The 13,201-nt window shown below is 51.6% G+C and carries 13 protein-coding genes and 1 tRNA gene; 13 read left to right on the forward strand and 1 reads right to left on the reverse strand.

What is annotated here, in order from left to right:
• Positions 1-145 precede the first annotated feature (145 nt).
• From psbZ to EV12_RS05865, 4 genes are all read left to right on the forward strand, one after another.
• Positions 146-346, forward strand: coding sequence for a photosystem II reaction center protein PsbZ (gene psbZ, locus EV12_RS05850; RefSeq protein ID WP_011129459.1), 201 nt, complete (start codon positions 146-148; stop codon positions 344-346).
• A 55-nt stretch (positions 347-401) separates the two neighbouring features.
• Entirely contained in the window at positions 402-887 is a 486-nt protein-coding gene (ribH, locus tag EV12_RS05855) for a 6,7-dimethyl-8-ribityllumazine synthase (RefSeq protein ID WP_036913219.1), read from the forward strand.
• 6 nt (positions 888-893) lie between these two features.
• Positions 894-1,865, forward strand: a complete 972-nt coding sequence (gene rfbD / locus EV12_RS05860) for a dTDP-4-dehydrorhamnose reductase (RefSeq protein ID WP_036913223.1) — start codon at positions 894-896, stop codon at positions 1,863-1,865.
• A gap of 175 nt (positions 1,866-2,040) precedes the next feature.
• A tRNA-Gly gene (locus EV12_RS05865) sits at positions 2,041-2,112 on the forward strand.
• A gap of 15 nt (positions 2,113-2,127) precedes the next feature.
• Here EV12_RS05865 and EV12_RS05870 read toward each other — a convergent pair.
• On the reverse strand, positions 2,128-2,592 hold the full coding sequence (locus EV12_RS05870) for a GNAT family N-acetyltransferase (protein WP_036913330.1): 465 nt from the start codon (positions 2,590-2,592) through the stop codon (positions 2,128-2,130).
• Between the two features lie 285 nt (positions 2,593-2,877).
• Between EV12_RS05870 and rfbA the strand changes: the two genes are divergently transcribed.
• From rfbA to EV12_RS05915, 9 genes are all read left to right on the forward strand, one after another.
• Positions 2,878-3,807: a glucose-1-phosphate thymidylyltransferase RfbA gene (gene rfbA, locus EV12_RS05875; protein WP_241477276.1), complete on the forward strand. Its 930-nt coding sequence runs from the start codon at positions 2,878-2,880 to the stop codon at positions 3,805-3,807.
• Positions 3,797-4,402 carry a dTDP-4-dehydrorhamnose 3,5-epimerase gene (rfbC, locus tag EV12_RS05880; RefSeq protein WP_036913226.1) on the forward strand — a complete coding sequence of 202 codons (606 nt, stop codon included), beginning with the start codon at positions 3,797-3,799 and terminating at the stop codon, positions 4,400-4,402. Before rfbA ends, rfbC begins: the two co-directional genes overlap by 11 nt.
• Positions 4,403-4,595: 193 nt before the next feature.
• On the forward strand, positions 4,596-5,717 hold the full coding sequence (locus EV12_RS12900) for a hypothetical protein (RefSeq protein ID WP_052039561.1): 1,122 nt from the start codon (positions 4,596-4,598) through the stop codon (positions 5,715-5,717).
• A gap of 44 nt (positions 5,718-5,761) precedes the next feature.
• Positions 5,762-6,886 carry a dTDP-glucose 4,6-dehydratase gene (rfbB, locus tag EV12_RS05890; protein WP_036913229.1) on the forward strand — a complete coding sequence of 375 codons (1,125 nt, stop codon included), beginning with the start codon at positions 5,762-5,764 and terminating at the stop codon, positions 6,884-6,886.
• 26 nt (positions 6,887-6,912) lie between these two features.
• A complete protein-coding gene (locus tag EV12_RS14620) occupies positions 6,913-9,411 on the forward strand; it encodes a glycosyltransferase (RefSeq protein WP_152562376.1) in 2,499 nt (832 codons plus the stop codon).
• Positions 9,412-9,422: 11 nt separating this feature from the next.
• Entirely contained in the window at positions 9,423-10,529 is a 1,107-nt protein-coding gene (locus EV12_RS05900) for a glycosyltransferase family 4 protein (RefSeq protein WP_241466580.1), read from the forward strand.
• Between the two features lie 8 nt (positions 10,530-10,537).
• On the forward strand, positions 10,538-11,638 hold the full coding sequence (locus EV12_RS05905) for a glycosyltransferase family 4 protein (protein ID WP_036913235.1): 1,101 nt from the start codon (positions 10,538-10,540) through the stop codon (positions 11,636-11,638).
• The gene (locus EV12_RS05910) at positions 11,635-12,405 is read left to right on the forward strand and encodes an ABC transporter ATP-binding protein (RefSeq protein ID WP_241466995.1); all 771 of its coding nucleotides are present in this window, start codon (positions 11,635-11,637) and stop codon (positions 12,403-12,405) included. Before EV12_RS05905 ends, EV12_RS05910 begins: the two co-directional genes overlap by 4 nt.
• The gene (locus EV12_RS05915) at positions 12,402-13,196 is read left to right on the forward strand and encodes an ABC transporter permease (RefSeq protein WP_036913238.1); all 795 of its coding nucleotides are present in this window, start codon (positions 12,402-12,404) and stop codon (positions 13,194-13,196) included. Before EV12_RS05910 ends, EV12_RS05915 begins: the two co-directional genes overlap by 4 nt.
• Positions 13,197-13,201: the final 5 nt, after the last annotated feature.

Raw genomic sequence — 13,201 nt, forward strand, 5'->3', positions numbered from 1 at the left:
GCCAGCAAAGAGATGGCATCGTAAGTCTGGTGTGTTGGGCAGGATGTGAAGCCTCGCGACACCCATGCCGGCCTTTTCATGAGAAGCCTCGGCCTCGTGGGAGAATTTTCGAAGATCAGAGCATTGGCTCCGCCGCCTCAACTCCATGCAGATCATTTCCGACATCGCTGTGAACGCCCTTTTGTTCGCATCATTGCTTTTGGTTGTTGGGATTCCGGTGCTTTATGCAACCCAAAAAAATCCTGGCGATCGCCGCAACCCTGAAATCAAAAAGATCGAAATCATTGGCGGGGTTTGGTTCCATCTTGTTTTGCTCAACGGAGCAATCAGCTTTTTGGTGGTTTGAACCAATCACTCAATTGCTTTGATGAGAGCATGTGGGCAGTTTCTGCCACTGAATGATGGCTACATTTGAAGGATGCTTTACGGATGCCAAGGGCATGCGTATAGCAGTTGTTGTGGCGAGATTCAATGATTTGGTGACCAGCAAGTTGCTAAGCGGTTGCCTTGATTGCTTGGCACGTCATGGGGTTGATACATCTGCAACCAGTTCTCAACTTGATGTGGCCTGGGTGCCCGGTTCGTTTGAATTGCCCCTTGTGGCTCAGAATCTTGCGCGTAGTGGTCGCTATCAGGTGGTGATTACCCTTGGAGCTGTGATTCGAGGCGATACACCCCATTTTGATGTGGTTGTGTCTGAAGCCAGTAAGGGAATTGCTTCAGTGTCCAGAGAGACAGGCGTCCCGGTGATTTTTGGTGTGCTCACCACCGACACCATGCAACAAGCGCTTGAGCGGGCTGGTATCAAGAGCAATTTGGGCTGGAGTTTTGGGCTGCAGGCCCTAGAGATGGGCTCGCTGATGTCTTCCCTTGCATTATTGGCCTGACCGTTAATGAAAGTGCTGCTTACCGGCGCTTCAGGCCAGCTTGGTCAGGCTCTCCGCTCTAGGCAACCTGCTTTCGTTCTTGGCCAACCTTTTGAGTTGATCGCGACCAGTCGTCATGGTTCTGATGGTGTGTTGGCGCTGGACTTGTCTGATGCCGAAGCGTGCAAGGAGGCTGTACGTCACCATCGGCCCGATTGGGTGATTAATGCTGGTGCTTACACCGCAGTTGATCTCGCCGAGTCTGAGCCTGCTTTGGCTGAGATGGTGAATGCTGGGGCGCCGTTGGCGTTTGCCAAGGCCCTTAAAGACAGTGGAGGTCGAATGCTGCAGCTGAGTACGGATTTTGTGTTTTCTGGCAATCAAGGCCATCCTTATCGCCCTGAACAGCAGCTCAATCCACTCGGTGTTTATGGAGCGAGTAAGGCGGCTGGAGAGATGGCCGTGCAGAAGCTCCTTGGCTGTGAAGGCCGTGCGGTGGTTTTACGCACGAGCTGGCTCTATGGCCCTTTAGGAAATAATTTTTTGCTCACCATGTTGCGGTTGCATCATCAACGGGCGTTGGCTGCTGAACCGTTGTGTGTAGTGGCCGACCAAGTGGGATGCCCAACTGCCACGCTGGGTTTGGCAGATGCCTGCTGGACTTTGATCAATAGTGGAGTCAAATCAGCGGGAAAGCCAGACCATCAGCCTCTTTTGGCATCAATGCCAACGCTGTTGCACTGGAGCGATGCGGGAGTTGCCAGTTGGTATGACTTTGCTGTGGCAATAGGTGATCTTGGGCAGCAGAGCGGTCTGCTTAAACGTGCAGCTGAAGTGCAGCCGATTTCTACCGCTAAATACCCCACTCCTGCTAAACGCCCGTCTTATTCCCTATTGGATTGTTCTCTCTCTCATAAGTTGCTGGATTTGGAGCCAAAGCATTGGCGCTTGGCATTGCAGCAGGTGATGCTGGTGATTAGAGCTGACCAGAAGTCTTGATGTACTGGTTTTGATTTGGCGGTTGTGTTTGTTTGGGATCTGGTGATCCTGTTTGAGATAACTAACTCTGTCCTTAAGGCTGTATGGGTTTGCTTTGGGTTTGTGTGATTGACCTTTGGCACCTTTGTGATGGATGATCATTCCGTCTAATGAGACGTTTGCCTTAACGGCATCTGCGGATGTAGCTCAGTGGTAGAGCATCTCCTTGCCAAGGAGAGGGTCGAGAGTTCGAATCTCTTCATCCGCTTGCTAGGTTGAAAAATTAGTTGTTCTTGTGTTTCAACAGGAGTAGCTGTTGATTCGTGGAGTTTTCAAAGCCGAGTTGCTCGTAGAAGCCTTGGCTTTTGGTAGTCATCAGATAGACGCGTTCGACACCGCGTATACCAGGAGCTGCCAGCAGGGCGTCGATCACTTGCCGCCCGAAGCCATGCCCCTGTAGGTCGCCAGCTACGACGATGTCCCATAGAACGGCACGGCATATGCCGTCACTTGTTGCACGTCCGAAGCCCACTAGGCGTTTGCCGCGCCAGAGGCTAATGATCACGTTGCTGCCTGCGAGAATCTTGCGCAGGCTTGCCGTGCTGCGGCCTTGGGCCCAGAAGGCATGCTTATTGAGCAAACGTTGCAGCTTGAGTAACCCCCGAGTGGGTTTGAGCCCTGGACCTAAGCCAAGCCAGCGCAGGCCTGGGGCCCCAGGAGCGTGTTGGATTAGGCGGATGCCAGCCATAGCCAGTTTTTGATGGCAGTATTTTCTCAGGCTGCCCGCTGCAGCTACTGAGAAGCCTCTCCACGTTTGAACTTCAAGCGCGGCCTGCTCAGGCATGGCCTGTTCATGCGCATCAGCAATGAAAGGGAAACGTTCTGCTGTTTTTTGCTTTCAAATGGGCTTGCTTAGTAGCTTTGCCCAGTTCTTGGCAAGTGTGATCAGTGTTCCAGGCTGTTGCACTTGAGCCTGATTAACGATGACTGGCTGGTTTGCTTGTACCAAGGGCTATTTATTTCGCATGCATACATGGCAGCATTTAGCCAGCCTAAGGTGGTTATGGATCGCAAAGGAATAATCCTTGCTGGCGGCAATGGCACGCGTCTGCATCCGATCACCCAAGCAGTAAGCAAGCAACTGCTGCCTGTTTACGACAAACCGATGGTGTTCTATCCGCTTACCACGCTGATGTTGGCGGGTATCAGGGAGGTATTGATCATCACCACTCCAAACGATCAGGTGGCTTTTCAGCGCTTGCTTGGAGATGGCAGTGCTTGGGGGATGGAGATTCGCTATGCAGTGCAGTCCAGTCCTGATGGTTTGGCTCAGGCGTTTGTGATTGGTGCTGATTTTTTAGCTGAAGCACCAGCAGCATTAGTGCTCGGAGATAACTTGTTTCACGGTCATGATTTGGTCCCCCAACTTTTGGCTAGCAATGCTTCTGGGGCTGGTGCCACGGTGTTTGCTTATCCGGTGCGTGACCCCGAGCGTTATGGCGTTGTCGAGTTTGCTGCTGATGGGCAGGTGTTGAGCATTGAGGAGAAGCCTGTAAAGCCTAGGAGTCGTTATGCCGTAACCGGTCTTTATTTCTATGACTCGACGGTGGTCGAGCGTGCTCGGCGCGTGGAACCATCGCTGCGTGGAGAACTTGAGATTACGGATCTCAATCGTCAGTATTTGAGCGAAGGATTACTGCGCGTGGAATTAATGGGTCGTGGCATGGCTTGGTTGGATACGGGCACCTGTGATTCGTTGCATGAGGCTGCTGCATATATCCGCACCTTGGAGCATCGACAAGGTCTCAAAGTGGGCTGCCCTGAAGAGGTGGCTTGGCGATTGGGCTGGATCACGGCTGAGCAGCTGGCCGATTTGGCTGCTCCCCTATGCAAGAGCGGTTATGGCGACTATCTCCTGCAAGTCCTTGAGAATCCTCAAGCAGAATCCACTCATGCAAGCTGAAGTCCTGACCTCCTCGGCAGGGATCCATCTAAACGGACCTCTGTTGTTGTCTCCTCAGGTGCATGGCGATGAGCGGGGATTTTTCTTTGAGAGTTGGAATCAGCGTCGTTGGCAGGACGTTTTGGCCAGTTATGGGCAGGAAGCGCCTGATTTTGTCCAAGACAATCACTCGCGTTCGTCTTGTGGCGTGCTGCGCGGACTTCACTATCAATTGCCGCCGCATCCCCAGGGCAAGCTGGTGCGTTGCGTGGCAGGTGAGATCTTTGATGTTGCAGTTGATCTGCGGCGTAGTTCAGCAACGTATGGTCAGTGGGCAGGAGCACATTTGAATGCTGATCAGCATCAGCAGCTTTGGATACCGGTTGGCTTTGCTCATGGCTTTCTGACCCTCAGTAGTCATGCTGAGGTCCTGTACAAAGCCACGGATTTTTGGAGTCGCGATTGTGAACGGGCGATCCGCTGGGATGATCCACGCCTAGGAATTGCCTGGCCTGTTGTGCACGTTGATGGTAATCAGATTCCAGCATCTCTTTCTCAGAAGGATGCTGTTGCTCTTTTGCTTGACCAGTTGCCTGCGGCTCAAACCTTCAAATGAAGGGTATGCAAGCCCCTTAACATCAGCTGAGAGACGGCTGAAACTTTCAGATGAAGGGTATACAAACACCTTGTTTTGACTAGTCTGAATGAGACACTTGAGCATGACGTAGCAAGTTATTATGTGCTTCTTATGTGAACTTAATCGGCAAATAGAACTAAAAACAGGTAGCTATAACTATTCCAGTACTGCAATGAGGTCAATTGCGGCCAATGAGCTGATTGCAGAAGATTTGGCGACTTTTACGCGGAGTCAGCTCAATCGGGATGGCTTCATTGACATCTATTTGCATACTCCTGGTGGTTCGGCTGCGGTGGGGGGTGGGGAGTTCGGCAGTCAAACAATTTCCAGCCTTCCGATCAGCGTTGCAGACCAGCAGTTTTTTCAGAACATTGTGCTGTTTCTCGATCAGCGCTTGGACGTGGACTTTCGCTTCTCCGTTAGTCAAGCCACTAGCGATATTCAATTGTATTATGATAGTGAGATTGAGCTTGGTGGTGACACTCTGGGTCTCGCGACGACGAATACTCAGGCGGGTCGTGATTGGTGGGAGCTATTTATCAATGCACCGTCTTTTGGCGATGATCTGAATTATTTGCGTTATTCCCTTATTCATGAATTGGGCCATGCTCTTGGGCTTGAGCATCCTTTTGATAACTCTGATGGTGATGTCGTTGATGGGATGACGGATCCATGGACCAGTGCCTATCCAGAAGATACGGTGATGGCTTATCGCAGCCCACTGGCGGGGAGTTGGCCGAATGCCTATTCAGTTAATGATTTAGAGGCTTTGGTATCAATTTGGGGTGCTGAGATGCAGCGATTTGGTGATGGAAATGATCAGATCACTGGAGAGAATTATTCAGAGGCTTTCAATGGTCGCTTAGGCAACGATCGCATTCGCGGAATGTCTGGTAACGACAAGATTCGTGGTGGCAGTGGCAATGATTGGATGAATGGCAACAAAGGATCTGATTGGATGAATGGCAATTTGGGCAATGACACGGTCTTTGGCGGCCGCGGTGATGACACGCTTCGGGGGGGTAAAGGTGATGATTGGCTTGATGGAAGCCAGGGTAATGATCGTATTTTTGGGGATCTCGGAGCCGATGTGATCAAGATTTCAACTGGCCACGATCGGGTTGTTGACTTCAGTACAGAGGAAGGGGATCGTCTGCTGCTTGCACATGGAAATAGCGTTGGTGTGAAACAGGAGGGGAATGATCTGATTGTTCAGACTTCCTTAGGAAGTCTGAACTTGGAAGGCTTGGATGCTTCATCATTTGATCTTGGATTACATCTGAGTTTTGGTTGAGTTGCGGCACGGCGCTTATTCTTTATTCCGGCGAGCTGCTTCGGATGACAGTCGTTATTCCTGCATCGATTCAGCGAGTTCTAGTAACTGGCGGAGCTGGCTTTATTGGCGGAGCTGTCGTTAGAAGGTTGTTACGCGAATCCCGGACTCGTGTTTTCAACCTTGACAAGCTTAGCTATGCCAGTGATCTCAGCAGTATTGAACACCAACTAACCGCCCTTCGTGAGGCAGCTTGTTTGGCATCTGATGAGTCACGTCATCAGCTATTGCAAGTCGATCTTTTAGATGCAGAGGCCACGAAGATGGCCGTTCAGAAGTCAGACCCTGACCTTGTGTTGCACCTTGCTGCTGAAAGTCATGTTGACCGATCCATTGATGGGCCGGCAGCGTTCTTAGAAAGCAATGTCACTGGTACATTTCATCTACTACAAGCTGTGCTTGCTCATTGGCAAGTGTTGCCGTTAGAGCGGCAGCGCTCCTTTCGCTTGCTGCACATCAGTACAGACGAGGTGTTTGGCTCGCTGGGTCCCGAGGGGCGCTTTGAGGAAACCACTCCCTATGACCCTCGCTCTCCATACGCGGCTAGCAAGGCGGCGAGTGATCACTTGGTACGGGCTTGGCATCACACCTATGGCTTGCCTGTTGTGCTGACGAATTGCACAAACAACTATGGACCTTGGCAGTTTCCTGAGAAGCTCATCCCAGTGGTGATTCTCAAGGCACTAGCTGGTGAACAGATTCCCCTTTATGGCGATGGCGCCAATGTGCGCGACTGGTTGTACGTAGAGGATCATGTTGATGCTTTGTTGTTAGCGGCTACTGAAGGCCAATCTGGCCGTACTTATTGCATCGGTGGCCATGGAGAATGTTCTAACCGACAAGTGGTGGAGGCGATCTGCACCCATCTGGATAGATTGCATCCCCAAAAGGCGCCTCATGCGTGTTTGATTACTCGCGTAAAAGACCGCCCAGGTCATGATCGCCGATATGCGATTAATCCTGATCGCATCAGTGCTGAGCTTGGTTGGCAGCCTAACCATCGTTTTGATCAGGGACTTGCCGCCACAGTGCAGTGGTATCTCGATCATCGTGATTGGTGTCTTCGAGTGCGGGAGCGCTCCGGCTATGACGGCGAGCGCATTGGCCTGATGTCTGTGGGGGGCGGTTAATCTCCGCAAGAGCTATCTCTGTGGATTTGACACCATCCCCTCTGTTGTTGGTGCTTGGAGCGCACCGCAGCGGTAATTCCATGCTCAGTGGGGTCATGCAACGGCTTGGAGTGTTGCTTCCGGGTGAGCAGATTGCAGGAGATCAGAACAACCCAGAGGGTTATTTCGAGTGGCGCGAGGTTGTTGATCTTCAGGAACGACTGCTGATTGACTTGGAGCGTTGGTGGCCTTCTTCTAAGGGCACTCTTCCATTGCCTGATGCTTGGTTTGATCACTCGGCCACGGTTGAATACAAACTGCGTTTGCGTAGCCTGCTCAAAAAGGAAAGTCTTCGTCAGAAAGGGATATGGGCATTTACAGACCCTCGATGTTGTCGCCTATTGCCTATTTGGCAGAAGCTCACTGCTGAATTAAATATTCCTCTGAAATTGGTCTTGGTAGTTCGTGATCCGGCGGAGGTAGTGAGATCTCTGATTCGTCGCGAAGGTCCGATTACTGGCATGAATGAAGGCAGGGCTCAACGCATTTGGTGGCAAAACAATCTTGATGTTTTGAATGTTTGTGATGATCCACAGCGGCTGACGCTAGTGGAGTTTTCAGGGTGGTTTGAGCAGCCAGAGAATCAGATCCGTCAGTTGTTGTTGGATTTGCCTGAGCTGCAGCCCAAACAAGCTCAGCTCGACGATGCTCTGGCGTTCATTAAGCCGGAACATCGGCATGGATTGGACCAAGACGTCGTACTCGAATTAGCCCCTGCAGTGTTGCGTTTGCACCGCAGGCTTCAGCGGAGACCATTGCCGCGTCGCTGGCCATCAGCAAGTGCTGCAGGTTCTTTGCCATTGGATAAGGAGCCATGGCCATTGCAGGAGGAGCTCGTAGCTGATCCTGGAGGGTGGCCCACTTTGTTGAAAAAATGGAGACCCTACCCTGCACCACGCGCACCAGGAAGTTTGGCTTTGCCTCCAGGGGAGGTGGTGCTGAGTAGTTGCGGTTCCTCCTGGTTGGATTGGTCTAGTCATCTTTGGTTGCAACGTTTGCCGCTGAATGGTCTTGCTGAGCGTCAGTTGTCTTCAGCAACTAGCGGCCCTAATCAGCTGCGCTTGCAGTCTTTGCGGGATACAGGTGAACCAGAGCTGCGAATCACTTTGAACCAAGAACTCCCCTCAGTGGATCGAGCCGTTCATTGGCTCAATCATCTGAGGGTGCAGCAGTGGATTTGGGATCCAGACCCTGCCCGTGTTCTATTACTTCGTGCTCTTGGCTTCCCAGCTTGGTGGCTTGATCCACTCACTCCTGTAAATGGTTGGTTGCAGCAAGATTCGGCGGCATCTCCTCGCTGTTGGGGCGAGCATCTCGGCTTAGCACCACCTCCAAAAGATCATTTGATTGTGCTTGGTGCAGCGGGGTCAACCTGGGATCAGGCGCTTGCTGCAGAGGAGGAGAGAGGAAGACAGGTTGAAGACCTCCAGATTGCATATCTCCCTGGCTGGCAAGACTTGCGTTGTCCTGAGCCGGGCTGTGCTGTTGCTGCAGCTGGTTGGCTGGCAAAGGCTTGTCGTGAGTCAGCACGACTGTTCTTTGTGCAGTCAAGGGATCAGCTAATAGATGCGGACCTTTCGGCATTAGAGCGGCCAGCTGCAACGCCACTGATAGTGGAGCAACCATTACTGCCAGAAGACATCAGGGCAATGCATCGGGGTGAAACGCTTATGGCGCTTGCGGAAGACCGCTCGCCGCCGCTTTGCGATGAACTGTTCGTTTGGAGCATTGATACCCCTCCTCGTGTGGCAGTGGTAGTGAGTTCTTTTAACTATGAGAAGAGGATTACAACTGCTCTCAAGAGCGTGCGAGATCAGTCATTGTCAGGATTGGAGCTGATCGTGGTGGATGACGCATCACAGGACGACAGCGCTGGTGTGATCAAGTCTTGGATGGAGACTCAAGTGCTTGAGGGCGATCACCCGTTTGTGCGCTTGTTGCTGTTGCGGCATCACCAGAACGCTGGATTGGCAGTGGCACGCAACACGGCTTTCGAGGCGGCAACCTCTGCTTGGTGTTTTGTGCTTGATGCTGACAATCGCCTTTTGCCAGAAGCAGTGCAGGCTTGCTTGGCGGTTGCCGAGAGTGGCAGTGAATGCCCTCACTTAGCGGTTGTTCATCCTTTGGTGGGTATGGAGATTGAAGGAGACCGATCGGATGAGCAGCGTTCGTTACTTGGTGGTCCTTCCTGGCAAGAATCGGGCTTTGTCGAAGGCAACATCATTGATGCGATGGCTTTGGTGAGGCGCAGTGCCTGGCGAGCAGTCGGCGGATACACCCACCTTGTAGGAGGGTGGGAGGACTATGACTTTTGGTGCAAGTTGATTACGGCTGGTTGGCATGGGCTGCAATGTCCGCGCTTGTTGGCCTTGTATCGCAGTCATCGACAGGCGATGACCTTTGTAGAGACTGGCCGAAGCCAAAGGGTGCTTTCTCGCCGTCTTGCTTTGCGCCATCCCTGGCTGAAATTGCCACTGGCACCTTGAAGAGGCCTTGTTTGCAGCTTCTACGCGAGTGGCCACCTGGTTTTGGTGGTATCGAGCGTGTTGCTCATGAATTAGCTAGTAATTGGCAGCGACCGGTTTATAGCCTTGATGCTCAGCCTCAGCTAAGGAACTTGCCAGATTCTTTGCCAGTGGCTTACCTGCGGCAGCGGCTGCCGCGGCTTCAACTGGGGCGTTTGCTCTTGCCTCGACCCAGCCTTCAGTTGCGACAGCTGTTGTTTTCATCTGAGCCTCTGCATGGCCATTTGCCCTCTCCAGGTGTTTTGTTCATCTTGGTGTTGGCTCGGCTGCTGCAGCCCAAGCGATGGGTGAGTGTTCACTGGCATGCGTTTTTGGAGTGTTCTCCTGGTTGGAGTGGCATCCTTTTTGGCTTGTACCAGTGGCTGGCTTTACGGCTAATTCCATGGTTCAGCGTTGTGGTGACCACTTCACCAGCTCTCGCAGCTGAGTTGCTGCGATGTGGTTGTCATTCCGCTCGGTTGAAGGTTCTTCCTTGTTGCTTGGATGCCGAATTAGAGCGGTCGGCTTTGGCGTTGCCACTGCGGATGCATGAGGCTGAAGCTCCCTTGCGGGTGCTCTTCATTGGCAGGCTTGATAGTTACAAGCGCTTGGATTTGCTGTTGCAGGCTTTGGCTGCAGTTGAGGGAGAGTGGTGTCTTCAGGTGGTGGGAGATGGGCCGCGGCGAGTTGCTTTTGAGAAGCTCAGCCAGCAACTTTTTCATGGCGATCACAGGGTTCAGTTTCTGGGCTGTGTAGATGAACAGATCAAGCTTTGTTGTTTGGAATGGGCTGACGTGTTGGTGCTTCCGTCGGATCGCAGTAATGAGGCCTTCGGAATCGTGCAGTTGGAAGCGATGGCGGCTGGTATTCCTTCCTTGGCATTTCAGCGGCAGCGTTCTGGCATGGGCTGGGTCGGTCAACTTGCAGGGATGACATGGTCACAGCAGCCCAAGGATTTGGCATTTGTGCTGCAACGTTTGTTGAGTGATAAAGACTTGCTGATGCAATTAGATAAGCAGTCTCGAGCGCGATACAACGCTTTATTTTCGCGTGCGATCTGGACGCACCAGTTTCAGGACATAGGTCCTGAGCAGAGTTAAGGAGGATCATGAGTTCTCAAGACCTGCTGGTCAATCTGCTGCCTTATCAACCAGCATCTACAGGCTTGAGCCGTTATGTGGAGCGGCTCTTGTCAGCCTGGCAAGACGCAACTGGTGAGAAGCTCCCCACGCAGCTGCGTTTGCGGAACGAAGGCAAGGCTGAGTTGGCAAGTGATGCTGTTTTGCCATCAAGTCAGTCAAGCGGCTTCATGCGTTGTTTGCAGGCCAATGCATTGGTTCAGCATGCCGTGCCCGTTCGCCGTCTTGTGCGCAAGGCTGATCCTGCGGTGATCTATTCCCCTTATACCGATCGATTGCTAACGGTGCGTGACCGGCCACAGGTCATCACTTGTCATGACCTCATACCTTTGTTTTTACCTAGTAGTAGGCGAGCAAATTGGCGCAGTCGTTTTTGGCTGTCTCGACATTTGCAGGGTGCAACTCGCGTGATTGCGATCAGTGAATATGTTGCAGATCTATTGGTGGCTGATGGCTTGCCAGCTAGTCGTGTTGTGGTGATTCACAACGGTGTTGAGACTGTTGAAGATCCTATTCAGTCTCCTTTCAGTGGCGATTGCTTGTTGTTGGCCCGTCATGCGCGCAACAAAAACATTGCTCTCGCCTTGCAGGGGTTTGCTGAATTCTTGCAGCAACAAAATACTTGGCCGGGGTCTTTGGTGATCGTGGGCAGCGCTGGACGTGAGACAAATCGGCTACAGATGCTCATGCGACAGCTTCAATTGCAGGAGCGTGTGCTTTGGTTCAAGCATTTGTCGGCGAAAGACCTCGAACATCAGCTGCGCAAAAGTTTCTGCTTGTTGTCAACAAGTTTGATGGAGGGGTTCGATTATCCATTGCTTGAGGCCCAGGCTTGCGGTGTACCCACTTTGGCCAGTCGCATCCCTGTGCATGAGGAACTGCATAGCCAGGCGTCTTTGCTTTTTGACATCGATGATCAAGGAGCTAGTCTTGCAGTAGGGCTAAACCGGCTTGCCAACGAACCGGATCTTTGGCAACAGCTATCCCAAGCGGGTCTAAGCAACGCTCGACAGCTCACTTTGGACAAGCAATGCCGCACTATTTGGCAACTGATCAGGAGTCTGATTTGAAGCGAGTTGTTCTCGAACTCGAGAATGTGCGTCTCGATATTCCAGTGTTCACAACTGAGACTCGCAGCCTGAAGGCTTCACTGATTCGCTCTGTCACTGGTGGTCGTTTAAATCGCAGCGGGAGTGGCGCTGTGATCACGGCCCTCGATGATGTGACATGTACTGTGCGTGAGGGAGAGCGGGTGGGCCTGATCGGTCACAACGGTGCTGGTAAGAGCTCTTTTCTCCGTTTGATTTCTGGTATTTATCAGCACAGCGTCGGCCGCTTCCGGGCACATGTTCCGGTTTTCCCCATGATTCATAAGGGCTTTATTACTAGTCCAGAGCTGAGTGGAATTCAGGCAATCAAGGCGCACTATTTACTGGTGAAAGGCAACCTGCGTGGTTTTCAAGACTACAGCGAAGACGTGGTGACCTTCTCGGGCCTAGGTGATTTCATTCATTTGCCTGTGAAGACCTACAGTCAAGGTATGGCAGCGCGATTGTTGTTTGCAGTTCTCACCTTTGGCAGCCACGATTGCTTGGCGATGGATGAGGGATTTGGTGCTGGTGATAGTAGTTTTTATCAAAAGGCACAAGAGCGGTTGCACACTTTCCTAGACACCACCGGCACGTTGTTTTTGGCCTCTCATTCTGATGAGTTATTGCGTCGCTTCTGCCAGCGAGGGTTGCTGTTTGATGAGGGAAAAATCGTTTTTGATGGTTCATTAGAAGAGGCCTTGAGTGTTTATCACCGTGGTCATCAGCCGGGCAGGAGTGCAGGATGAATCAATCCAACTCGATCCGTGCAACCATTCGCGAAGCCTGGCGGATGCGACGTGTCTGGTGGTTTACCGGCACAGCTCGAACGCGTGCGCGCTTTGCTCGAACCTTCTTGGGCAGTTTTTGGCTCGGATTGTCCAATTTGTTGTCGATTGCTGCTCTTGCGACGGTCTACGGAGCCGTATTCAAAGTGCAGGACTTCAACACCTATGTGGTGTATTTGGGCTTGGGGTTAGTCGTATGGAACACCATTGGATCAGCGATTGGAACTGCTCCCAATCTGTTCGAGCATAACCAGAGTCATATATTGAATACGAATTTGCACCCGATCTTTTACACGCTTGAGGAATGGTCTTTTCAGGTACAAACCTTTGCACAGTCGTTTGTATTGGTACTATTAGCTCTTAGTTATTATCAACACAACTTGTTCCTGAATTTATTACTTCATGGATGGTTGCCGATAGCTAATCTGTTTTTGTTTATCTATTGGTTTCCTATGCTGGTGTGCCTGCTTGGGGCACGCTTTCGTGACTTCTATCAGGTAGTTCCTATCGTTTTGCAGTTGGTGTTTTTGTTGTCTCCCATTTTGTATAAGAAAGCCAACTTGGGAGCTTATGCCTGGACGGCCAATTTGAATCCTATTTATAGAATTTTGAGCCCAGTCCGTCACACTCTGATGTCAGCCGATGTGCAGTGGCAGGTTGGGATATTTTTGTTAGGTATGAATGTTTTGGGGATCTGGATTGCTATTCTTTTGCTTAATAGGGAGCGCAGGAATTTACCATTTCTGATTTAAATCAA

It is taken from the genome of Prochlorococcus sp. MIT 0701 (assembly GCF_000760295.1).
In the GTDB taxonomy this organism is placed as follows: domain Bacteria; phylum Cyanobacteriota; class Cyanobacteriia; order PCC-6307; family Cyanobiaceae; genus Prochlorococcus.

Excerpts from the sequence above, each read along its gene's own strand:
- psbZ (WP_011129459.1), top strand. The coding sequence starts at position 146 with ATGCAGATCATTTCCGACATCGCTGTGAACGCCCTTTTGTTCGCATCA.
- ribH (WP_036913219.1), top strand. The coding sequence starts at position 402 with ATGGCTACATTTGAAGGATGCTTTACGGATGCCAAGGGCATGCGTATA.
- rfbD (WP_036913223.1), top strand. The coding sequence starts at position 894 with ATGAAAGTGCTGCTTACCGGCGCTTCAGGCCAGCTTGGTCAGGCTCTC.
- EV12_RS05870 (WP_036913330.1), bottom strand. The coding sequence starts at position 2,592 with ATGGCTGGCATCCGCCTAATCCAACACGCTCCTGGGGCCCCAGGCCTG.
- rfbA (WP_241477276.1), top strand. The coding sequence starts at position 2,878 with ATGGCAGCATTTAGCCAGCCTAAGGTGGTTATGGATCGCAAAGGAATA.
- rfbC (WP_036913226.1), top strand. The coding sequence starts at position 3,797 with ATGCAAGCTGAAGTCCTGACCTCCTCGGCAGGGATCCATCTAAACGGA.
- EV12_RS12900 (WP_052039561.1), top strand. The coding sequence starts at position 4,596 with ATGAGGTCAATTGCGGCCAATGAGCTGATTGCAGAAGATTTGGCGACT.
- rfbB (WP_036913229.1), top strand. The coding sequence starts at position 5,762 with ATGACAGTCGTTATTCCTGCATCGATTCAGCGAGTTCTAGTAACTGGC.
- EV12_RS05905 (WP_036913235.1), top strand. The coding sequence starts at position 10,538 with ATGAGTTCTCAAGACCTGCTGGTCAATCTGCTGCCTTATCAACCAGCA.
- EV12_RS05915 (WP_036913238.1), top strand. The coding sequence starts at position 12,402 with ATGAATCAATCCAACTCGATCCGTGCAACCATTCGCGAAGCCTGGCGG.